This window comes from Robertmurraya korlensis (genome assembly GCF_023715225.1).
Lineage (GTDB): Bacteria > Bacillota > Bacilli > Bacillales > Cytobacillaceae > Robertmurraya_A.
In genome coordinates this window covers 102,691-124,652 of record NZ_JAMBNS010000011.1, presented here as the reverse complement: position 1 = coordinate 124,652, position 21,962 = coordinate 102,691, and the positions used below count along the sequence as shown (strand labels likewise).

Genomic DNA, 21,962 nt, shown 5'->3' with positions numbered 1-21,962 from the left:
TAAATATCCATATTATAATTAAATAAGAGTACCTTTAAATAAAGTCTTTAAAAGGAGTGAGAATGTGATATTTATAGTAATGCAAGTAATTTTAGCAGTTTTTATTTTAGTCGGTGGATTCATAAAACTGTTACGTATCCCATTTCAGGTTGAACATTGGCAGCATTATCAATATCCTTTATGGTTTATGTCTGTAATTGGGCTAATTGAAGTTATGGTAGCTATAGGAATTTTAAGTGGTATTTGGAACAGATACTTAGCAGTAGGGTCAAGTGTATTGTTATTACTTCTCATGGTAGGAGCAGTTCATGCTCATATGTATCGAGCGCATCAATCTATTGTAATGATTTTACCTGCAATAATTTGTTTAATATCATCTATCATATTAATTATCAAGAACTTAACTTAACTCTTACCAGCATCTATGTCTTTTTATTTATTACTATACTTCTAATAGCTAAACTTAAAATAATACCCAAAAATAATAATTAATATCAGGCTGATAAGAATGCAGCCTTTTTCTTATTCGACTAAAGAAGCAGGATAGTTAAAGAAGTTTTTCTTTTCTGGATAGATGCAAACTGTGTAGGAGGACCTTATGAATAAATTGTATAAGTTGTTAGACTTATTAATAAAAAGAGAGATATCCATTGGATAAAATGGTTTTACCATCTTTGCAAATTCACAACTAGAGAATGAACAATCAGGTTACAGAAGAGCAATCACTAGTTGGCTCTAATAACGGAGAATGGAAGGAATCTTGGTTCGTTATCGGGCAAGATGATATAGTTGGAGATCCTATTTTTATAGAAACTATCGGAAAGGAACAGTTGATGAGTTATATCAAAAATCGGAAATATATATATAGAAAATAAATTTCATATAGAGGTGGAATTATATGCCTAAAATTGACAATATGTTAGCGATTCTATGGATGCTTCGTTCAGGTGAAAAAATTACAGCAAAACAAATTTCAGAAAAGTTAGAGATGAATATAAGGACTGTATATCGTTATATTGATACAATTTCAACAAGTGGCGTACCTATAATTTCAGAACCAGGACATAACGGTGGATACACTTTATTGAACAATTTTATTGAGGCTCCTCTTTTTTTTGATTTTGAGGAGCAAACCTCACTATTTCACGCTGCTGTTTTTGCAGAAGAAGCCGGATATTATGGAGGTGAAGCACTAAATAGGGCCATTTCAAAACTAAGTAAATACTCAAATCAAGAGCAGGAAACAAAGATAAACCAACATTTTACTAGTCTTGAAGTAATAAGCCGATTAAGTTCACTTTCTATGGAACCTTTTTTGAAGGAGTTGGAGCAGGCCGTAGCTGACGGGTACTCAGTAAAAATTCTTTACCATAAAAGTGGCGCAAAGCAATTAAATTATAGATTGGTCGATCCGTACAGAATTATCTATTGGAATAATAAGTGGTATGTGATTGGATTTTGTCATCTTAGGAATGATATCCGTAGTTTTAGAGTAGATCGAATTGAAAGTCTAATGCTAACCGAAAATAAGTTTAACAGGCCAGAAAATTTTTCAGCACGTGACTTTTTTATAAAAAGTCTTCTTCCAACTATAGAAGATAAGAAAGGGATTATTTCTTTGGTTATTAATGGGGATAAAAGTGTATTGGCTGATATTTGCCAACATTGGTTTTTAGGACATTATTTACAAGAACGGACTTCAAATCAAGCAGTTTTTCTTCTTGAAAAAGATATGATACATACATATGTACCTTATTTACTTTTACCGTACAATAAATCTATTAAAGTTATTGAGCCAATAAGTCTTAAGAAAAGACTTATTGAAGTTCTGTCGGAATTAATTAAATTTCATCAAGTATGATAACTTCCCTGACGTTAACTGTCAGGGAAGTTTTATTATAATAGCTATATTAATTGTGATTGGAGTGTTATTGGATGCAAACAAAAAAAGTTTTTCTATATGTATTTGATACAATGTCGGACTGGGAATATGGATATTTAATTGCTGAACTAAACTCAGGAAGATATTTCAAAAAAGATTTAGCACCTTTAAAGTTAATTACAGTAGGAGCTAATAAAGAAATGATTACTACTATGGGAGGACTGAGCATAAAACCAGATATTTCCCTTGATGAATGTACTCTTGAGAGTAAAGATCTTTTAATTTTACCAGGAGGGACTACTTGGAGTGAAGAAATTCATCAACCTATCTTGGAAAGAATTGGCCAAGTTTTAAAGCTTGGCACTATTGTTGCTGCAATTTGTGGTGCAACTGAGGCCCTTGCGAATATGGGATACTTAGATACTAGAAAGCATACAAGTAATAATTTAGAATACACTAAAATGGTATGTCCTAACTATAAAGGAGAAAAGTTCTATGAGGTTGGATCAGCGATATCTGATGCGAATTTAGTTACTGCATCAGGAATAGCTCCTCTGGAATTTGCGATGGAAGTTCTGAAAAAATTAGATGTATTTGCACCAGATACATTACATTCCTGGTATAACCTAAATAAGACTCAAAAACCTGAATACTACTTCCGGTTAATGAATTCAATAAATAGCTGAGCTAAAAAATCAACTTAGAAGTTTTATATTAGTTCAAATAAAAATAATGAAGTAACTGAAAAGCTCACTTTCTCAATTTTGTTTTGCAGAGAAGTTGGGCTTTTTAATTTAGAATTTTCTTAGCGTTGTAAATCCGCATTTTCCTGACACTACCCCTTATTGAAGATACGTGCAACATTCCCGAAAGAAGTTTGTGAACAAATGCACTTAAATTAATGGGGCCGATTCTTCCATAAGGGAGGTCTCTTTTTCTTATATAGTAAAGGTGTAGGTTAGCTAAATAACGAAATACTATGAAACGAAAAGGGCATTTCACCGTATTCATATATTATGTTTATTTGGAGGTGTATAATGGCTAATTCTTATAAGATAGCTATAATCGGTGGGACGGGGAAAGTGGGGCGTCATATTGCTTCTAGAGCGTTAGAGAATGGGTATCAAGTTCGTATGCTTGTTAGAGACCCAGAAAAGTTAACTTTCAGAGACGCTAGGATTGAGATAGTAGAAGGGAATGTACAAAATTTAGAGGATATTAAAAAACTACTAAAAGATTGTCAAGTAGTTATTAATACTTTTGGTCAGCCACTCAAAGAGAAACCAATTTATAGCAGTGTAACTGAAAAAATACTTGAGGTAATGGCTGATATACAAATTGATCGTTATATTGGTGTTACGGGTGGTTCTCTAACTATTAAGGGGGATAAAAAGAGCTTCTTAAATAGAGTTGGGGCAAAGATGTTTGAAATCATCTACTCTAATATGATGATAGATAAGAAAAGAGAATGGAATATTCTTAACCGTAATAAACAAATTAAATGGACTCTAATTAGGCTTCCATTTATAGTTGATGGCACAGAAAAAGTGTTTATAAAAGAAAATCTTACTGATATGCCAGGTACTAAAATAACTAATCGAGATATAGCGACCTTTATCATTAACCAAATTGAAAATCTAAAGTATATACAAAAAGCACCTTTTATCTCAAATTAATATTAATTGTCCTCTTCAACTAATGGGTGCAAGTTTAAGATCCCGCTACCGTTCTTGGTGTCGGGATCTTAATGAACAAAAGTTGCAGGTTAGCTTTATAGGAATTGGAGTATTTAATCAGATGATATTGTGTTAGCTACATACCGTATGTTCAATGTAAATACTAACCAGCATTCCTTACCTAGTTCTATATGGGAGCTTACTGAGGGTGTATGGAAAATGGTTTTTCATCAAGGGACCAAAAATGAGCCATCGCCTTAACTTGAAATTCTCCTATATGTGCTAACTAGTCAGGTTATCGTAATAAGGATTATGTCACCTTTTTCCAAGAATTAGAAAAAGACTAATTAGATAACCATATTATTTTTTTATGTTTTAAATATTATACTATATTTTTTCCGCAAAGTAGTAATTTATGTAAGCCTGTCGTTTACTGAAGGTCAGCAGTGGGGATGCTCTTTTATTTCACTATAGGGGCAGGATAGTTGAAGAAGGGCTGCGTTATTAAAAGAACTACCAAAGGGACTTTTTCTTCATTAAAACCATTAGATTTTATGAAATTTGATGGTTTTTTGAAGAATGGTTTTACATAGTATACCTATGCTTAAGCCTATAAATAAAAATACTAATGGCAACCAAATCCAAATACGAAAAGGGTTCTTTTCCACCGCCAGCGCTTTTATAAGCATCCCACATCGCAAACATATATAGACAGGGATAAAACATCAGCCATTGATAATTCGTTGTATCAATAGCTGATTGAATATCACCATAAAAGCTTAACAGGATTATTTCGTTAAATTTTGATTGTATGTTAATCAAAAATCCTATAGAAATGAAAAGTGATCCTTTGAGGTACTTTCCGTTTAAGATTTGGGGGAGTCCTGTTAATGCAATGCTCCAAAGGACATTTTCAAGTTGGTCTTTTTTCGTCATTATAATTCCTTCTAATTATTAGCTAATTTATCATGGTCCATTACTTTAGGTGGTTGTTCCATCCATCCATTTTCAATCATTATATTTGCAGCGTCTTCGATATATTTTAGGACTTCACCTAAAATTCGGAGGTAATGTGTAGATAAATCACGTCTGGAACTAGTTGACAAACTTGTTCCATAATATCCAATAGCGCCTACGGCTAGTGCATTTACATGGAATAACATTAGTTTATCGGAAAAAGGGGAAACGGTTGAGTTTAAAACTTGGTTATCCCAAGATACTGAAGCAGGAATGTCATTTTCAATTAAAATCGAACTATAAATTTCAATATGCTTTGATGCAATTTCTTTTCCTCTTGTAATAAAGCGAGCCACTTCTTTTGATTTTGCCACTTGACTGAAGCCAATGAATGTAGTCTTAGCTAAGACATTTCTTTGTAGATTAGCATGAAGATTCGATACTTCTAACGTAGTAAGTGCTCTACGTTCTCCAAACCAACCTGTTAAAAAGTTTTGCTTTTGAATAAAATCGACTTTTTCAGGTGTCGTGACATATGGTGCGCGTATGTAGAGACCTTTAGTTAGTAAAATATTTCTTGTTTTTTTGAGGAGTTTCTTCGAATCCTCAGTACATTCGGAAAAATAATCAAACACATCAGTACGTGATGCTAAACTCAACGCTAGACTATAAGAAATTAACCCTAATGAACTCCATTGTTGAAGATAATAAAGAAAGTAAGCATCCGAAAATAATCTTGGAGCTGTAAGGTCAACATCTTCTTCATTAAATCCGTATGGAATGGGAAATTTCTCATCGTTAAAGATTAGTGTAAGTTTTTCTATGTGTGCTTGTGCTAACTTCAGTGCATATTCAACTACAGGACGAATCTCAGGGTCCTCTGCTTTTTCTAGAAAGTATTTAAGTACACAAATTGCCAGGCTATCACTCATGTAAGCAGACCATAACTGTGAAATTTCAGCAGACGTTAGTTTAATGTTATTGTCACTATGCATAAGGGATTCTTCCTCCTTTAATTGAAAAGTAATCCTAATATTTATCTTTCCTAATAATGTAAAAAATTATTTATCGTTTAAGAATTCATATATGATGAGTTTGGGTGGCTATCTACCGAAAGCCCTTAAGCACGTTGCAAATTTTACACTGCTTGTTGATATAATAGAAACGCCTCAACCTATTGATATCATTGGGTTGAGGCGTTTTTCATTTCGTTTAAGTACTACGTGAAACTTATATTACACTAATGACCCTTTGTAAACATCCTTCTATAACAAACGGAGAAGTTTTGTAGAAGATGAAATACTTCATTTATTGTGTTCATGCTTATTGTTCACAAAGCTATTAGAACTATTTAAAGACTAAATATAAAAATTAAGAAGAATCCAATCGAAAGAATTGAGTAAAGAAGTGCTTTTTTTAACTGGTTTGCATTTAAGTATTCAAATGCACGTATCCCATTATAAATAGAGATACCTATATAACAAAAGATTAAACCGACACTAAATTTCCCCATTAGTAAAGAGAAGATAATTAGTATTAGTAAAACAAACCCTGTAACTTTTTGAACTAACTGGAATGTTCTGTTCATGATAATCACCTCATTACCAGATTAACGTGGCAGGGTAGTTGTGCGAAATGTTCCTAGCTTAAATGGAGGATGGTTACATCTCTCTGGTAAAGGTTAGGCAGTTCCTTTTGGAACTGAAGGATTATATCGAAGAATCAAATGATGAGGTAACGCTCGGAAGGGTTCTCTCTTAGCCGATTAGCACTTGAATTAGTAAGAATAATAGTGTTAAGAGCTCGGTGAAAAGGCGTAAGAATTTACCGTATCAGCGTAATATAGCTGTCGAAAGCCTACCCGAGGGGGTGGTGTAAATCATGATGCTTGAGTTGATTGAATATGGTGAGTATGCGAAGAAACCTACAATAAAAGGTTAAGCTGACAAACTTCTGAATGTACGGGTCTATACCTGCAATACATAGAAATGTGTATATCACCAAATTGTGATGTTAGATGTGGATGAGTAAAAATAACTAATATGAAAATCCATGATACGTTTTAGGCGTATGAATGTTAACAGGCTCAGAGGAAGCACCTAAGTTCATTCCATAATAGATATAATTCAACGTTGTAAGCTGATAACGTGGAGGACTTACTTCCAATGAATCGTCGGGAGGGAAAACAACAATGAGATTAGTTGTTGTATAACTTACCTTTATATCAGTGAAAGTGGTGGCACAGTACCAATGAAATGTCTAATCCACATGGAGGGATAGCCACTAGACTAATAAAGATTTATTCAACCAAGTAAGGCAGTTCTTTATCGATTAATAAGGTTCTCGTGAGACTAATAGAGGTTTAACTCCGAAAGGGGTAACCAACTTATTGAAACGGAAGAAACTGAGGCACAGTGAGTATTATAGTATGCAAGATTGTTTGGATTCACTATACGCTCAAAGTGTCAGTGGTCATCATTTCTATGACTTAACAGAATTAATGTGTTCTAAAGATAATATACGACTTGCCTACCGAAACATCAAAAGAAACACAGGTAGCAAAACTGCGGGAACAGATAAATTAACTATTAACGATATCTTACATTTAACAGTTGAAGATGTAATCGCAAAGGTTCAATCCATGTTCAAAAGGTATGAACCACAAGCAGTAAGGCGTGTCTTCATCCCAAAAGGAAAAGGGAAAACCAGACCTTTGGGAATTCCGACGATTTGGGATAGAATCTTTCAACAATGCATACTTCAAATCTTAGAGCCAATTTGTGAAGCCAAATTCCATAAACATAGTTACGGATTTAGGCCGAACCGCAGCACTCATCACGCTAAAGCTAGACTGGAATTCCTTATCAATCAAACTGGGCTCCATCATTGTGTTGATGTGGATATTAAAGGTTTCTTTGATAATGTGAATCATGGCAAACTTCTTAAACAAATGTGGTCATTAGGAATAAGGGATAAATCACTTCTTTCTATTATATCTAAGCTATTAAAAGCAGAGATTGAAGGAGAAGGTATTCCTACAAAAGGTACTCCGCAAGGAGGAATCCTTTCACCTTTACTTTCAAATATTGTATTGAATGAATTGGATTGGTGGATAAGTAACCAATGGGAAACGTTTGAAAGCAGATATACTTACTCAACAAATGGAAGTAAATATCAGCATTTAAAGAAAACGGCTTTAAAAGAGTGCTTCATCGTCCGTTATGCGGACGATTTTAAGGTAATGTGCAGAACTAGGTCACAGGCAATTAAAATGAACTATGCATTGAGAGATTTATTGAGAAAAAGACTTCATTTGGAAACAAGCGAAGAGAAATCGAGGGTAAAAAATTTAAAGAAAAACTCTTCCGAGTTTCTTGGATTCTCAATAAAGGCTGTTAGGAAAGGAAAAACAAGATTTGGTTATGTAGCAAGGTCCGATATGTCGAGGAAGGCTAAAGAAAATGCCTTCCAAAAGATTAAGGAAGCTATAAAAGTAGTCAAAAGAAAGCCTTGCATTCAAACTGTTTGGAATTTCAATACTGTCGTCATGGGAATCCAAAACTATTACTCTTTCGCCACTAACATTACTATCAATCTGAATGAGTTAAACGCTCATCTGCGAAAATCGTTATATAATCAATTAAAGAATCTTAGAACCGAGGCAAGTTTTCATGATATGACTAAAACCTTACAGAAAAGATACAAGGGCTATAAGGCAAGACTATTTAAGATAAAACAAATGGTATTTGTCCCTATACATGCCCAACGGTGGAAAACTCCACTGTGTTTCTCACAAACAATTTGTAACTTTACTGCCGAAGGTAGAGCTAAAATACACAATAGTCTAAAAGCTATTGATAAAACAATGCTTTCTTACATCATGAGAAACTACATTCCAAACAGATCAATTGAGTATAATGACAACAGGATTAGTAAGTTTATTGCCCAATATGGAAAGTGTGCCATTTTAGGTAAGGAGTTAGGGCTTCATGAATGGCAATGTCATCATATAAACCCCTATTACCTGTCGAAAGATGATAAATATTCAAATTTGATTATTGTTCATAAAGCAATTCATCAGTTGATACATCTAAAAGACAAAGTAAAAATAGATAATCTTTTACAATCTTTAAAGCTTAATAATAAGCAGAAAGAAAAAGTAAATAAACTACGATTAAAATGTCAAAATGAAATTATCTAAAACTGGAAAAACAGCACTCGTCTGCTTTAATACATAGAAAGAATAAATTGGTTTAGTTGGAACGCCGTATGCGGTGAAAGTCGCATGTACGGTGTGAACAGGGGGAAAAGGGAGCGATAACTTCAAACCCTTACCTATCTGTATCAAGTTAAACTTACTATTGTTGGTACCTTTTTAATGAAAAACATAATGCTATTACTAAAAATAGAAAACCTAGAGCTGAACCAAAGATTGGTGAATATTCAAATAGCGGTCTTAATGATACCCCACCTAAGAAGAAGGATGTTGAGAGTAAAATAAATAGCACAGTCCAATTTTTATTTTTAATGATTGTTCTCGCTCCTTTTCAGTTATTTACGAATGAAAACGGAAGGGGTTTCAAGAATTTTCACTGAATTAAAATACACCAGTAAGGGTGGGTTATTATTTAAATTGTGAGAAATGTACTTAAAGAAACGGGGGCATTGATCCAAGAAGGATTGATGCCTATTTTTAGGGGGGTTAGCTAAAAGGTAAAGTTTGAAACTTTCTTACATAGTGTTTCGTATTTTTTAAAAAAAGGAAGTGATTAGTTGGGAGATAAAAAGTTTTATAACTCAAGAATTTATATGTTTGTAAATTTGATTGTTCTTGTTCCATTGCTCCTTATGACAGGGGTATTGATTTATATTATTTTAGGAAAAGAGTTTAATGGGCTTAATTTGCTAGGGCTGCTTATTTTCTCATTATTTGAGATGTTTTTCTTATATTTTATTGTTTATTCGTTTAAACAATTCATAAATCCAACATTACTTATAACTGTGAATGAAACAGGTATCATCGTTGGGAAAGATAAAAAAAACGTTGAGATTGGCTGGGAAGACATCGAATCTTATATGATTTGTGGAAAGTTTTCTAGCCCCGGCGGTATTGTTTATTTTTATATTTTTCTAAAAGATGGAATTGCCTCTACCACTATACCTAAGGAGCTGAAAATTGAATACCACTATATGAAAAACCCAAAAAAACTGAAATCAGCCTTCGACGAAAATAAAATTAAAGAACTTCCACCTGATTTAGAAGTCGTTAAAAACATTAAATGAAGCTTAAAGAATTGTAAATAAACATTAGAGGGCTAGAGTTACAAATAGGGGATTGCTACGGCGATCTTTTTCCTTATTGTATAAACGTTGCAGGTTTATTTAATAAGGAAATCCAGATTATGTTAATATTAAAAGGGTGCTAAAAAAACTAGGGGTAAGGGGATAACATGAAGATTCGTTCAGTAAAAAGTTCAGATTATTACGTAATCTCACCGCTATTAAACGCTTGGTGGGGTGGCAGACAAATGGCTGATATGTTACCAAAGCTTTTTTTTGACTATTTCCAAGATACAAGTTTTATAGTAGAAAAAGATGAACAAATAATTGGGTTTCTAATTGGGTTTTTATCTCAAACCAATTCGGAAGTTGCATATATTCATTTTGTTGGAGTACATCCAGAATATAGAAATCTTAAGATTGGAAAACAACTTTATAATGAATTTTTTAATACTGTAAAACAAAAAGGTGTAGGCGTGGTTCGTTGTGTAACTTCTCCTGTTAATAAAGTTTCTATTGCTTATCATACTAAAATGGGATTTGATGTTGAACCGGGAGATTTAATAGTAGAAGGAATTTCTATTCATAAGGATTACGACGGTCCAAATAAAGATAGAATTTTGTTTAAAAAGAAATTAGTTTAAAAAGGATTTATTATAGATAGTACGGGGGCATCTCTATAGAAGAGGATGCTTTTTCAGATATTAAACTAAGGAAGCAGTATAATTCAATAAGGAAGTAGGTGAACGTAGTGGGGAAATATCAATTGGATACCAAAGGTAAGGTAGCTGTGACAAAGTATCATGAAAAACACAAGCCTGCCAAATTTGATAAAAAGCAGCAACTTGAAAAAATACGTGCGGAGTATTTGAAAAAGAAGCAAGAACAAACAGATAAATAATAAGAAAAAACATAGGAAGACTAAATGAACTGACCCACAGGTTTGAGACAACAGAAAAAACACCTTTTCTCTTTGGTTTAACTCTACATTGCCAATTGTATTTCTGCATAATCTTTTGTACAGTATTACGATTAACCTTCATATTATAATCTCTTTTAAGCCAAGCTCTTACCGTACGATAACCAATACGGAACTTATGCCTTTCACAAATTTCTTTGATTTGCAGCTCTAACTCACTTGGTTTACGCACTCCTCTATTCTTCCAGCGGTAATAAGTAGCACGGGGGGACCCCAATGCAAGTGCAGGTTAGCAATAAGAACAGGACAATTAATATACAATGGAGAATATAATAAGATGACATTGTATAGAGATTTATAAAACTAGTTTGTTAATATTAGGAGTGTTAGTTATGGTTCATGCAAAAGATGTTTTATCAGATCAATTGTTGGCAAATGCGAATGACCCTAGTTGGTACATACCATTTTCAGATTCAGTAGAAAGATTGTCTGAGGAACAAGCATTTTGGAAGCCAAACGAAGAAAGTAATAGTATTGCTGAAATTGTGCAGCATCTACTATATTGGAATCAAACATGGCAAACAAGGTACCAAAAATCTCACGTTGATGCTGTGTCTTCCATAGGAAATAATAATAAAAGCTTTATAATTCCTGAAAATCATACATTTGCTGATTTGAAAAAACAACTATTAGAGGTGCTTTTACGTTGGCAAGAGTTGTTATCTGAAGAAAAAGTTGAGAGTGAAGTTAATGGTTTTCCGGAACATGTGAAATGGTGGGCAGTACTCGGAAATGTGTCAACTCATAACGCATATCACATTGGTCAGATTATTTATATTCGGAAGATGCAAAATAGCTGGAAAATAGATGCAGGAGAAGATGAATAAATAAAAGTGCACAAGTGCCTTCTTGAACTAAAGGTTAGATTTCATAGATAAAGATTATATAGAAGAAGTACACACACTGTGTTAACCCACCAACATCCACATACACTCTGGAAACGGTGAAGCGGTCGCAAGCTTGAAAAGTTGATATAACAGAAAAGCAGTTGATATAGAAAACTATACCAGCTGCTTTTTTGTATATAAAAATACCATTCAGGACCGATTTTCGTTAAAATAAACATGGTCGATTTTCACAAATGACAAATGTCCAAATATACTTGTGTTTGATCAAAAGTTATGAAGCATGATATAAGTGTAAAAGAAGCGGAACATTTGGCTTAATATTTTTTAAACGAGCGTTTAATGATGTATTTATAGTGAGAGGATTTGAGTTTGAAATGATAGATAATTTTTGGCGTGAATTACCACGACCATTTTTTGTGCTTGCACCGATGGAAGATGTGACAGATGTTGTGTTTCGTCACGTAGTAAGTGCAGCCGGTCGACCGGATGTATTTTTCACAGAGTTTACCAACTCGGATAGCTATTGTCATCCAGAGGGCATGAAAAGTGTGCGTGGCCGTTTGACTTTTACAGAAGATGAACAGCCAATGGTGGCACATATTTGGGGAGATAATCCCGAATATTTCCGTCAAATGAGTATTGGCATGGCAGAGCTTGGGTTTAAAGGCATTGATATTAATATGGGCTGCCCTGTACCGAATGTGGCATCGAGAGGGAAAGGTAGTGGTCTGATTCTGCGTCCAGACGTGGCGGCAGAACTAATACAAGCTGCAAAAGCGGGCGGACTGCCTGTTAGTGTGAAAACACGACTTGGCGATAAGAAGGTTGAGGAGTGGGAGGAGTGGCTCACCCATATTTTGAAACAGGATATTGCGAATCTTTCTATTCACTTACGTACAAGAAAGGAAATGAGCCAAGTGGATGCACATTGGGAGCTCATTCCGGAAATCAAAAAATTACGTGATCGTATTGCACCAAATACGCTACTAACGATCAATGGAGATATTCTTGACCGTCAAATGGGCCTCCAGCTTGCTGAACAATATGGTATTGATGGCATTATGATCGGACGAGGGATTTTTAAAAATCCTTTTGCTTTTGAAAAAGAGCCAAAAGAGCATAGCAGTAAAGAATACCTAGATCTTTTAAGACTGCAGCTTGATCTTCAAGATCAATATGCTGAATTAGTGCCACGTTCAATCACAGGGCTTCATCGCTTTTTCAAAATTTACGTCAAAGGATTCCGTGGAGCTGGTGAATTAAGAAATCAGTTGATGAACACGAAATCAACTGATGAAGTGCGTGCATTGCTTGATAACTTTGAAAAAGAATATTGATGGTAGAAAAAATACTGAATGAATAAGAGGGAGCCTAATTAGGCTTCTTTTCTCTTTTTATGAAGTGTAAGGATTTTTCTGTTTAGAATTTCATTGTTCAATTACACTGTAGAGTGGTTAAATAGTAATTTCTAAGGTTTGAATGCATTAAAATGTGGGAATAGTTATTTCAATACATAAAACGAATAGGAGGGAGTCTGACTAAGGCTACCTCTTATTTTTGTTCCCAGCCTGGTATGTATTAGTGTTAACACGAGATCTTCTATGCAAAGCATAATATGATATTAGATACATACAATTGTTTATGTTGGAAAGACCCATAAATTTTAAAATAAATTTTGGAGGGGATTTTTTGATTAAACTTCCAATTGAAGAACCAATTATTATTTTTGCATTAGCAATGGTTATTTTCTTTTTAACCCCATTACTAATGAAAAAATTAAAGATACCGGGCATAATCGGTCCCATTCTAGCAGGGGTTATTATTGGACCGTATGGATTTCATCTATTAGAGAGAGATCAAACCATTGTTTTGTTAGGTACAATTGGATTGGTGTTTATTATTTTTATTGCAGGTTTAGAGTTAGATATTGATGGTTTTAAAAAATATCGTAAAAGAAGTATTCTATTTGGCTCATTATCCTTTTGTATTCCACTTGTTTTAGGAACAGTTGTCGGTATTATCTTTGATTACAGTTTAACAGCTTCTATCCTGTTAGGCTCCATACTTGGGTCTCATACTTTGTTAGCTTATCCGATTGCGAGCAGATTGGGGATTTCTAAAAACAAGGCAGTAACAACTGCCGTTGGAGGCACTCTTCTAACAGATACTTTCGCTTTATTAGTATTAGCCGTAATCACAGGTGCTGCAGAAGGTCAATTGTCGCTTCAATTTTGGATAAAAATGATTATCTCATTGATTGTTTTTGTTTTTCTAATATTATGGGGAACTCCAAGGTTATCAAGGTGGTTTTTTAGAAATGCAGAAAATGAAGGTGTAACTAATTTTACTTATGTAATGGTTATTCTTTTTGTTTCATGCTTCTTAGCAATCGTTGCTGGCATGCAACCAATCATTGGGGCATTTTTAGCAGGTTTGGCTTTAAATCGTTTCGTGATTGATCAAGGAACTTTAATGAATCGCATACGATTTTTGGGAAATGCCTTATTCATCCCATTCTTTTTGTTATCTGTAGGGATGTTAATGGATTTAAGTGTATTATTTAACAATCCAAAAGCGTGGATCATTTCAGTAGTTATTGTTGTGGCAGTATTTATAGGGAAAGCATCTGCGCCTGTAATTATTAGTAAGGTTTATAACTATACGAAGACAGAGCGTAATGTAATGGTTGGTTTAACCATCCCACAAGCAGCAGCAACACTTGCATCTACATTAGTTGGATTTGAAGTGGGGCTATTGGACCAAGCAACGGTTAATGCAGTAATTATCATGATTTTGTTAACTTGTATTGCAGGACCTTATTTTGTTGAAAAATACGGCAGGAAATTAGCATTAAAAGAAGAACAACAACCTATTGAGAGAAAGCAAGGACCTGAGCGTATTCTTATACCATTAGCCAATCCACATACAATGGAATCGTTAATAGATCTAGCAAACTTGATTAAACATTCGAATACAAATGACCAGCCTTTATATCCTCTAACGGTAGTTGAAAAGGAGATAAGAGCAGCGCATGATGAAGTAGCAAATGCCGAAAAGATGTTGGATCATGTGGTTATGTATGCATCCGGTGCCGAGATTCCTGTACGTCCCATAACAAGAGTAGACCAGAATGTGTCAAATGGAATTATTAGGGCTATCGCAGAAGAAAGGATTAACACGGTTGTTATTGGATGGAATGCTAAAAGAAAATCCAACGAATTATTTGGAAATATTATTGATCGTTTTGTTAATCAAACCAATCAAACGGTATTAGTAACAAAGTTAGGTCATCCATTAAAAACTACAAGACGAATTATCTTGATCATTCCATATGGTGAAGATCATAAGCCGGGGTTTGTTGAAGCATTAGAACGAATAAAAATGTTAACCGGTCGATTAAGTGCTTCTTTATTAGTTTTAGTCATTAATGATTCAATAGAAACCTATGAAAAGTATATAAAGAAAATAAAACCAGATCCTCCTACTGAGATTAGAAAATTGAATGGTTGGTCCTCCTTAAAAGAAAATTACGAATCTATGTTAGCACCGGACGATATAGTCGTCATTATGAGTGCAAGAAAAGGGACGATTGCTTGGCATCCTGAACTCGAGGAATTACCAAAAAGATTAGCAAAAGTAAAACCTGAGAGTTTTATCGTTTATTATCCAGCAGAAGAAGAGGGAGTGGATATTAGAGGATCCAGGGGGATAGAAATTCCGAAAGAAGTGCTACGTAAGAAAGATTATGAGGAGTATGATTAATAAACATAGACAGGCGGATAGAGAACAAAAAGAAGGACCACTGAGATCATCTCAGTGGCCTTTCCTTTTCCTATTTATCATTCGATAAGAAGTTATAGATATTAGCTTCGCCAGCTCCATAAAGTGGATCTACTCCAACTTTACCAAAATCAAGAGCACTTTGTCTGATGGCTGCTGCTACTTGAGCAGGGGAGTACTCAGGATGAGCGGCTTTGATGACTCCAGCTACACCAGCAACTTTAGGAGCTGCCATGGAAGTTCCGTGTAAGTAGGAATATCCATGCCATTTGCCGTCACTAAATTGAGTTGTTGCATTTGTCCCACCATTCGCTCCTACAGGATAGGAAGGGTAGGTTGATAAGGTACGATAGGTAAAGTCGCGCTTATTTAAATAGTCTCCTTTTGGATCTTTGCGATATAAGCTATCGTATAGTGGACCGTTATCCCCACCAGGACCAGCAACATCAATTGGATTTCCATAATTAGAATAAAAGGCAATGTTATCTGTAGTCCACTGACTAGATGATGAAACGGTGATCACTCCAGGAATTTGCGCTGGTACTACACGGGAAGGACCTTTAATGTCTAAGCCGTAAGTTTCCTTCCAATAGGCTTGCATATCATGTATATTGTTTAGGTCTCTTGAGTCGTTACCAGAGGATACTACTACAGTAACTCCTTTTTGAGTCGCATATTGTACGGCACGGTGATAAGCAACCATTGAAGCGGAGTCACCTTTATCCTCGAGGTTATGAGCCATCCAGCGCCAGCCGCCAATCGACATGTTTATAACTTCCACACCATCGTTTGCTGCTGCTACTATTGCGTCAGTAATCCAAGATTGTTGTGCTCCTCCTGTTGCACCAAAAACACGATAAGCTCGAACGGTTAAATTTGGACCTACTCCTTTAACCTTTCCGTTAGCAGCAATGGATCCAGCAACATGTGTACCATGACCGTTTTTATCCCAGGCATCTGTTGTTCCAGGTACAAAGGTTCTAGATCCCTCAAGATCAGCATTCTCTTTCAAATCAGGATGGCTAAAGTCAATTCCCGTATCAATAACGGCCACAACGGTATCAGCGTTCCCCTCATTTAGCTTATAAGAATCCCCATCATTTGTTAAACGGTGCATATCCCATTGTTTGTCCCAATAGCTGCCTGCATTAGGATCCAATGTCACTTTGTTACCATCAGGGGTACCCGGAGTAAAATGTATTCTATTATCTGGATCGGTTTCTAAGTAGGCTTCCAGTTCTCTGCCGGCAGCTTGAATGCTGGTATCTTTTTTTACATTTGAAAGAAATGTTGGATCAGATGAAGCAACCTCAATGATTCCGATTTCAGGTATCACTCTTTCCACTTTCCCTCCGGCCTTCAAGATGGTCTCAGAGTAATTACCTGGCAACTTACCTTTATACGCAATTACGTAATGTTCATTCTCCGCGGTTGCCTTCGTTTTGTTTGGTACGACACCAACCAATAAAGAAAATGATAGAGCAGAACAAATCGATAGAATTGCTAGTTTCTTTTTCATACTCATTTCTCCTTTATGTAAAAGTAATTTGACTCACGAACAAACTAAGTTTAATACAACCTTTGCGATAAGATTGTCGGTTAATGGGCTGAAAATTAAAAATATTATGACGAAAATCGACTGAATAATCTTTTTATATTGAGATTACAGTCACCACTTACTGATTCAATAAGTAACAAAGGGTTTGTGCCAATTAGATATGTATGATTTAATCCTAGAGATGTTATAAATAGACTGACGATTATAAAAGCAGAAGATATGAAAATTCGAAACTATGATTATAAATCAAAAAAGAGGGAATAATAAGTGTAAGACCATGTTAGAGATGAGGGATTTGAATGACTGAACAGGAGAAAAAATTGTGTTATCAAACTACGATTATATTAGGTAAAGATACTAGTCAGATGAGATTAAACGATATTATTGAGGAACTAGTCCATGTGATTGAACAAAAAGGGAACTTTCAAACAGAAAACAGAATGGCTCAGAATTAGCTAAGGTAAAGTGATTGGTGGCTATAGCTCTGGGCTACAAGTAAAAAGGCTCTTCCGAAAGGGGGAGCCTTTTTACTTGCACCTAAACATTCGTAAAGCATCCATTAATACTGTATAAAGTTTAATATTTTTTATAAAACGATTATTAATTAAATTAATTAATAATCGTTGACATGGTCTTTTTTAGGGGTTATATTGGGACTATAGAAAAACTTATTTATCCTTCACTCTTTTTTTGAATGTGCATGAAAGCGTATACACCTAAGTTGTAGAAGCAAACTATTCGCTAATATTTTAAAGGATAATAGGTGAGTATTTTAAGGAGATGAGGGATTGGCAGAACGATATGAGAATGAAAATTCCAAAATTCTTACCGCTTATGTTTATGATTTTAGTATTGATAGGGGTAGGAGGTTGGCTTGTTTCAATGAATAGCAAAACGACAATCACCTACACGAATCCTGTCGGAGGTATGACAAACATAGGAGATCCATTCGTACTAAAGGATGGGAATCAATACTACATGTACGCTACTTCTGAGGCTACCTATGGCTTTAGAGCATGGCAATCAAATAATTTGGTTGATTGGGAAGAAAAAGAAATTGTATATGATATTTACAAACAGACTGACCAATGGGCAACAGGCGATTTTTGGGCTCCTGAAGTGATCAAGTATAACAATCAATTTTATATGACATACAGTGCCCGGAATCATAAAGGAAGTCTACAGATTTCAGTTGCTGTTAGTAAAAATCCGACCGGTCCATTCAAGGACATAAGTACGGAGATTATTAACCAGGAAGGCTCCTATATTGATGGACATATTTTTATTGATGATGGGAAACCTTACCTCTACTATGTTAAAGACTGTTCTGAAAATATTATAAAGGGACGACATGTTAGTCAAATTTATGTCCAAGAAATGAATGACGAGCTTACAAGTTTGATAGGAGAGCCAAAGTTACTGTTAGAACCAGACCAGGAATGGGAAGGGTTAAATGGTGATTATCAGTGGAATGAAGGCCCCTTTGTAATGAAACAGGATGGGAAATACTACCTTATGTATTCTGCTAACTACTATGCTAGTGCAGATTATGGAGTTGGATATGCAATAGCCGACAATCCACTAGGTCCTTTCAAGAAGGCATCAGAAAATCCTGTTCTGTCAAAGGATGTAGAGGGTGGCATATCTGGTCCTGGACATAATAGTGTTACGGTTGGTCCAGATGGTCAGACTCTTTACATAGTCTACCATACACATACATTCCCAGGAGTCCCAAGTGGAAATCGACAGATGAATATAGACAGACTCTTTTTTGAAAAAGGTAAGTTAAAGGTTGACGGACCAACATCAAAGGAACAAATCATCAACAGTAGATAATTAAATTCTTACTTTTAATAACTATTAATTTATGTATTATTGTTTTTTTATAAAAATGATAGAAAAATGGGGGAGTAACAATGGAGAAAAAATGGCTTAAGATGGCATTAACAGCTGCTCTTACACTTGGATCTTTGGCTGCTTGTTCTAGCGGTGAGGAAACAAGTAAAACCGTAGAAGGAAAAGGAGAGAAAATTACCTATTGGGCACCTTTCTCTGGTGCAGATGGTCCTAGGATGAAGGCGATTGTTGAAGACTACAATACATCGCAGGATAAATATGAAGTGGATTTTCAAATCGTTCCTCAGTCAGACTATTATAAGACCGTTGATCTTGCCTTCTCAGGTCAAGGGAACTCACCAGATGTATTGGTAATGCATACAGATCAACTAAAAAACTATGCAGATAAGAACCTATTAAAAGACCTAAATGATACGATTGAAAATACAGGAATGAAAGAATCGGACTATTCTGAAACAGCCTGGAGTGCTGGGAATATTGGAGATAAACAGTATTCAATTCCTTTGGATATCCATCCATTAGTTATGTACTATAATAAGGACCTATTTACAGCGGCAGGTTTAGATCCAGAGCAACCCCCAACAAACCGTGAGGAGTTCCTTGCAGCTGCTAATAAACTAACGGATTCTAGTAAAAATCAATATGGATTTGTTGTTCCAACTCTTTGGCCTAACCAGTTTATCTTCCCAACTATTTTATTCCAAAATGGAGGAGAATTAATGAAGGATGGTAAGCCAAATTACAACAGTCCTGAAGCAGTTGAAGCATTATCGTTTTATAGTGACCTCATTCATAAGGAAAAAGTATCCCCTGAAAATGTTCAACAGGATGGAGAAGTCACATTATTCTTGCAAGGTAAGAATGCCATGCATTTAAATGGTCCATGGATGATGGAGCAGTGGGATAAAGCGGGAATTAACTATGGCGTAGCTCCAGTTCCACAGCTAGGTACAAAGCAACAAGCAGTATATGCAAATGGACATAACTTTGTTATCCCTGCCTCTGTTACGGACTCTAAGAAACTAGATGGAATTACTGATTTCTTAAAATTTGCTGCTGAAAATACGATGGAGTGGGCTAAATCCGGTCAAGCTCCAGCATCAAAGGCTATTTATGAACAAAATGAAGAATTTAAAGCTATGAAACAACAACCGATCGTAGCATCAGAGTTTGAATACGCAAAATTTGCTCCTGTTGTAGCAAACTGGGGTCAATTATCTGAACCTTTATGGGCAGAAGTAAATCTCGCCCTTCTAGGGAAAAAAGACCCTAAACAAGCGTTAGAAGATGCAAACAAGAAGGCGGAACAAGTACTAAATAAGTAATTATTAAAAGGAGGTGGTCGGGTGGAATATGAACCCGCCACCTTCCTTACTTATTAAATCATATCGAGAGGAGGAAATTGAATGACTAAATCAAGTTGGAAATCAAAGTTGACCTCTAGTCTGTTTGTTATCCCTTACTTGTTATTGTTCATCGTTTTCCTTTTAATACCAATTGGGTATGGAGCATGGATGAGTTTACATAATTGGGATTTATTAAACCCTGTCCATGAATTTGTTGGTTTAAAAAACTACCAAAAGATTTTTGACCCGAATTCTTATCTAAATGATCTATTTTTTGAAGGCTTAAAAAATACAGCTCAATTTGTTGTTTACAGTGTTCCAGTATTAGTGGCAGTAGGCTTGGGGTTAGCGTTGTTAGTGAATACACTACCGGGGAAAATTAGAGGGATTTTTCGTACAGTTTACTTTATTCCTTATGCAGTCTCGGTTTCTGTTGTAGCAATCATTTGGTTATGGTTACTAGATACAAATAGTGGCTTGATTAATCAATATTTACAAAAGTTAAATGTACCTATAATTCCTTGGCTGACAGATCTTCCATGGGCATGGATCTCACTTGTAAAAGCAACATTATGGTGGACGATTGGATTTAACATGGTCATTTTTATTAATGCTTTAAATGATGTATCAGAGGAACTCTATGAAGCTGGTTCACTTGATGGTGCGTCACGCTGGCAACGTTTTATACACATTACCTTGCCTAGCATTAAACCAACAATGTTATTTGTAGTAATTACCTCTACAATAGCCTCGTTTAATATCTATGGCCAGCCATACTTGATGACACGTGGTGGACCAGGTACCGAGACGAAGGTGCTATTAATGAATATTGTAGATGAAGCATTCAAACAGCGTCAACTTGGAAATGCAGCAGCCATGTCTTTATTGATGGCATTAATTATGATAACTATTTCAATCGTTCAATTTCGTATATCAAATAGAAAGGAGTAGAATGACATGCAAAGTAGAAGTTTTAAAATTTCAATAAGTATTGTGGCCGTAATAATTGGTTTATTATTTATCGTGCCAATCCTATGGATGCTTGCTACTTCTTTTAAAACAGACCAAGAAGCCTTTACAGCTGGAATAAAGTGGATCCCTGAAGTATTTACTCTCGAGAATTACCAGTATACGTTAGTTGGGAACTCAGATACACCAGTAATGAAGTGGATGGCGAACTCGCTATTTGTTGGTATAACAGGAACACTCATTGTTCTAATTGTTGATACACTCGCAGCATACGGACTTGCCCGACTAGATGTGCCCTTTAAAAAATTACTTATTAGTATTTTCATTGGATCCTTGATGATTCCATGGGTAATTACTTTTCTACCCTTATATATGGAATTTAATGTACTAGGTTTACTAGATACCTATGCAGTTTTAATACTTCCTTATTCTGCAAACGCCTTTGGGGTTTTCCTTTTATATCAATATTTCAGAGGGTTTCCTAAAGAATTGGAGGAAGCGGCTTTCCTTGATGGTGCTAACAAATGGCAGGTATTTGTTAGAGTAGTACTACCGTCCGCACGACCTGTGATTTGGACGCTAGCTATCTTTACATTTATGGGTATCTATAACGACTTTTTATGGCCGTTGGTAACAACGAATTCACCGGAGATGAGAACGATTACTACCGGAATTGCTATTATGCAACAAGGTAGTTTTGTTTCTTCACCAGGCAGATTGATGGCCTTAACCTCAATTGCCACGATCCCGGCTGTTTTATTATTTATTATTGGGCAGCGCTCCTTTATTAAGGGTGTAAACCAAACTGGAATTAAATAGGATTAGTTAGG

At 35.3% G+C, this 21,962-nt stretch carries 21 protein-coding genes and 1 pseudogene; 17 read left to right on the top strand and 5 right to left on the bottom strand.

The features are described 5' to 3' along the window. Positions 1-67 precede the first annotated feature (67 nt). From M3175_RS18855 to M3175_RS18835, 5 genes are all read left to right on the top strand, one after another. A complete protein-coding gene (locus M3175_RS18855) occupies positions 68-409 on the top strand; it encodes a DoxX family protein (protein ID WP_251522510.1) in 342 nt (113 codons plus the stop codon). Positions 410-695: 286 nt separating this feature from the next. Next, a complete protein-coding gene (locus tag M3175_RS18850) occupies positions 696-875 on the top strand; it encodes a hypothetical protein (RefSeq protein WP_251522435.1) in 180 nt (59 codons plus the stop codon). Between the two features lie 23 nt (positions 876-898). Continuing rightward, entirely contained in the window at positions 899-1,861 is a 963-nt protein-coding gene (locus M3175_RS18845) for a helix-turn-helix transcriptional regulator (RefSeq protein ID WP_251522433.1), read from the top strand. A 74-nt stretch (positions 1,862-1,935) separates the two neighbouring features. Further along, entirely contained in the window at positions 1,936-2,568 is a 633-nt protein-coding gene (locus M3175_RS18840) for a type 1 glutamine amidotransferase family protein (RefSeq protein ID WP_251522431.1), read from the top strand. Between the two features lie 351 nt (positions 2,569-2,919). Further along, on the top strand, positions 2,920-3,558 hold the full coding sequence (locus M3175_RS18835; RefSeq protein WP_251522429.1) for an NAD(P)-dependent oxidoreductase: 639 nt from the start codon (positions 2,920-2,922) through the stop codon (positions 3,556-3,558). Between the two features lie 585 nt (positions 3,559-4,143). Here M3175_RS18835 and M3175_RS18830 read toward each other — a convergent pair. The 3 genes from M3175_RS18830 to M3175_RS18820 form a co-directional block, all read right to left on the bottom strand. Beyond that, complete coding sequence (locus tag M3175_RS18830; RefSeq protein ID WP_251522427.1) at positions 4,144-4,494, bottom strand: hypothetical protein; 351 nt, start codon at positions 4,492-4,494, stop codon at positions 4,144-4,146. Between the two features lie 11 nt (positions 4,495-4,505). Next, positions 4,506-5,510, bottom strand: a complete 1,005-nt coding sequence (locus M3175_RS18825; protein ID WP_251522425.1) for a DUF3231 family protein — start codon at positions 5,508-5,510, stop codon at positions 4,506-4,508. A 356-nt stretch (positions 5,511-5,866) separates the two neighbouring features. Then, positions 5,867-6,103 (bottom strand): hypothetical protein, encoded by a 237-nt coding sequence (locus M3175_RS18820; RefSeq protein ID WP_251522423.1) that lies wholly within the window; start codon positions 6,101-6,103, stop codon positions 5,867-5,869. Between the two features lie 801 nt (positions 6,104-6,904). On the opposite strand from M3175_RS18820, the gene ltrA reads away from it, so the two are divergent. The 4 genes from ltrA (at position 6,905) to M3175_RS24985 (ending at position 10,696) form a co-directional block, all read left to right on the top strand. After that, positions 6,905-8,716, top strand: a complete 1,812-nt coding sequence (gene ltrA, locus M3175_RS18815; RefSeq protein ID WP_503328612.1) for a group II intron reverse transcriptase/maturase — start codon at positions 6,905-6,907, stop codon at positions 8,714-8,716. Positions 8,717-9,288: 572 nt separating this feature from the next. Further along, a complete protein-coding gene (locus M3175_RS18810) occupies positions 9,289-9,798 on the top strand; it encodes a hypothetical protein (protein ID WP_251522421.1) in 510 nt (169 codons plus the stop codon). A gap of 167 nt (positions 9,799-9,965) precedes the next feature. Continuing rightward, a complete protein-coding gene (locus M3175_RS18805) occupies positions 9,966-10,439 on the top strand; it encodes a GNAT family N-acetyltransferase (protein ID WP_251522419.1) in 474 nt (157 codons plus the stop codon). A 122-nt stretch (positions 10,440-10,561) separates the two neighbouring features. After that, positions 10,562-10,696 carry a hypothetical protein gene (locus M3175_RS24985; RefSeq protein WP_285852349.1) on the top strand — a complete coding sequence of 45 codons (135 nt, stop codon included), beginning with the start codon at positions 10,562-10,564 and terminating at the stop codon, positions 10,694-10,696. 79 nt (positions 10,697-10,775) lie between these two features. On the opposite strand, the pseudogene M3175_RS18800 reads toward M3175_RS24985, so the two are convergent. Continuing rightward, positions 10,776-10,946: pseudogene (locus M3175_RS18800) on the bottom strand (helix-turn-helix domain-containing protein); the annotation flags it as partial. 160 nt (positions 10,947-11,106) lie between these two features. On the opposite strand from M3175_RS18800, the gene M3175_RS18795 reads away from it, so the two are divergent. The 3 genes from M3175_RS18795 (at position 11,107) to M3175_RS18785 (ending at position 15,384) form a co-directional block, all read left to right on the top strand. Continuing rightward, on the top strand, positions 11,107-11,601 hold the full coding sequence (locus M3175_RS18795; RefSeq protein WP_251522417.1) for a DinB family protein: 495 nt from the start codon (positions 11,107-11,109) through the stop codon (positions 11,599-11,601). 374 nt (positions 11,602-11,975) lie between these two features. After that, a complete protein-coding gene (locus M3175_RS18790) occupies positions 11,976-12,959 on the top strand; it encodes a tRNA dihydrouridine synthase (protein ID WP_251522416.1) in 984 nt (327 codons plus the stop codon). Between the two features lie 352 nt (positions 12,960-13,311). Then, positions 13,312-15,384, top strand: coding sequence for a cation:proton antiporter (locus tag M3175_RS18785; RefSeq protein WP_251522414.1), 2,073 nt, complete (start codon positions 13,312-13,314; stop codon positions 15,382-15,384). Between the two features lie 70 nt (positions 15,385-15,454). On the opposite strand, the gene M3175_RS18780 is transcribed toward M3175_RS18785, so the two are convergent. Next, the gene (locus tag M3175_RS18780; RefSeq protein WP_251522413.1) at positions 15,455-16,921 is read right to left on the bottom strand and encodes a S8 family serine peptidase; all 1,467 of its coding nucleotides are present in this window, start codon (positions 16,919-16,921) and stop codon (positions 15,455-15,457) included. A gap of 338 nt (positions 16,922-17,259) precedes the next feature. Here M3175_RS18780 and M3175_RS18775 point away from each other — a divergent pair, with 338 nt between their 5' ends. The 5 genes from M3175_RS18775 (at position 17,260) to M3175_RS18755 (ending at position 21,951) form a co-directional block, all read left to right on the top strand. Continuing rightward, positions 17,260-17,415 carry a hypothetical protein gene (locus tag M3175_RS18775; RefSeq protein ID WP_251522412.1) on the top strand — a complete coding sequence of 52 codons (156 nt, stop codon included), beginning with the start codon at positions 17,260-17,262 and terminating at the stop codon, positions 17,413-17,415. Positions 17,416-17,767: 352 nt separating this feature from the next. Then, positions 17,768-18,796, top strand: a complete 1,029-nt coding sequence (locus M3175_RS18770) for a glycoside hydrolase family 43 protein (protein ID WP_251522410.1) — start codon at positions 17,768-17,770, stop codon at positions 18,794-18,796. Positions 18,797-18,876: 80 nt separating this feature from the next. Continuing rightward, a complete protein-coding gene (locus M3175_RS18765) occupies positions 18,877-20,142 on the top strand; it encodes an ABC transporter substrate-binding protein (RefSeq protein ID WP_251522408.1) in 1,266 nt (421 codons plus the stop codon). 81 nt (positions 20,143-20,223) lie between these two features. Further along, positions 20,224-21,114 carry a carbohydrate ABC transporter permease gene (locus M3175_RS18760; protein WP_251522406.1) on the top strand — a complete coding sequence of 297 codons (891 nt, stop codon included), beginning with the start codon at positions 20,224-20,226 and terminating at the stop codon, positions 21,112-21,114. Positions 21,115-21,120: 6 nt separating this feature from the next. Continuing rightward, on the top strand, positions 21,121-21,951 hold the full coding sequence (locus tag M3175_RS18755) for a carbohydrate ABC transporter permease (protein ID WP_251522404.1): 831 nt from the start codon (positions 21,121-21,123) through the stop codon (positions 21,949-21,951). Positions 21,952-21,962: the final 11 nt, after the last annotated feature.

What these genes read in the sequence shown, in the direction of transcription:
- M3175_RS18755 (WP_251522404.1), top strand. Translation starts at nt 21,121, where the DNA reads ATGCAAAGTAGAAGTTTTAAAATTTCAATAAGTATTGTGGCCGTAATA.
- M3175_RS18780 (WP_251522413.1), bottom strand. Translation starts at nt 16,921, where the DNA reads ATGAAAAAGAAACTAGCAATTCTATCGATTTGTTCTGCTCTATCATTT.
- M3175_RS18820 (WP_251522423.1), bottom strand. Translation starts at nt 6,103, where the DNA reads ATGAACAGAACATTCCAGTTAGTTCAAAAAGTTACAGGGTTTGTTTTA.
- M3175_RS18840 (WP_251522431.1), top strand. Translation starts at nt 1,936, where the DNA reads ATGCAAACAAAAAAAGTTTTTCTATATGTATTTGATACAATGTCGGAC.
- M3175_RS18835 (WP_251522429.1), top strand. Translation starts at nt 2,920, where the DNA reads ATGGCTAATTCTTATAAGATAGCTATAATCGGTGGGACGGGGAAAGTG.
- M3175_RS18850 (WP_251522435.1), top strand. Translation starts at nt 696, where the DNA reads ATGAACAATCAGGTTACAGAAGAGCAATCACTAGTTGGCTCTAATAAC.
- M3175_RS18805 (WP_251522419.1), top strand. Translation starts at nt 9,966, where the DNA reads ATGAAGATTCGTTCAGTAAAAAGTTCAGATTATTACGTAATCTCACCG.
- M3175_RS18830 (WP_251522427.1), bottom strand. Translation starts at nt 4,494, where the DNA reads ATGACGAAAAAAGACCAACTTGAAAATGTCCTTTGGAGCATTGCATTA.
- M3175_RS18770 (WP_251522410.1), top strand. Translation starts at nt 17,768, where the DNA reads ATGAAAATTCCAAAATTCTTACCGCTTATGTTTATGATTTTAGTATTG.
- M3175_RS18760 (WP_251522406.1), top strand. Translation starts at nt 20,224, where the DNA reads ATGACTAAATCAAGTTGGAAATCAAAGTTGACCTCTAGTCTGTTTGTT.
- M3175_RS18765 (WP_251522408.1), top strand. Translation starts at nt 18,877, where the DNA reads ATGGAGAAAAAATGGCTTAAGATGGCATTAACAGCTGCTCTTACACTT.
- M3175_RS18825 (WP_251522425.1), bottom strand. Translation starts at nt 5,510, where the DNA reads ATGCATAGTGACAATAACATTAAACTAACGTCTGCTGAAATTTCACAG.
- M3175_RS18795 (WP_251522417.1), top strand. Translation starts at nt 11,107, where the DNA reads ATGGTTCATGCAAAAGATGTTTTATCAGATCAATTGTTGGCAAATGCG.
- M3175_RS18775 (WP_251522412.1), top strand. Translation starts at nt 17,260, where the DNA reads ATGACTGAACAGGAGAAAAAATTGTGTTATCAAACTACGATTATATTA.
- M3175_RS18845 (WP_251522433.1), top strand. Translation starts at nt 899, where the DNA reads ATGCCTAAAATTGACAATATGTTAGCGATTCTATGGATGCTTCGTTCA.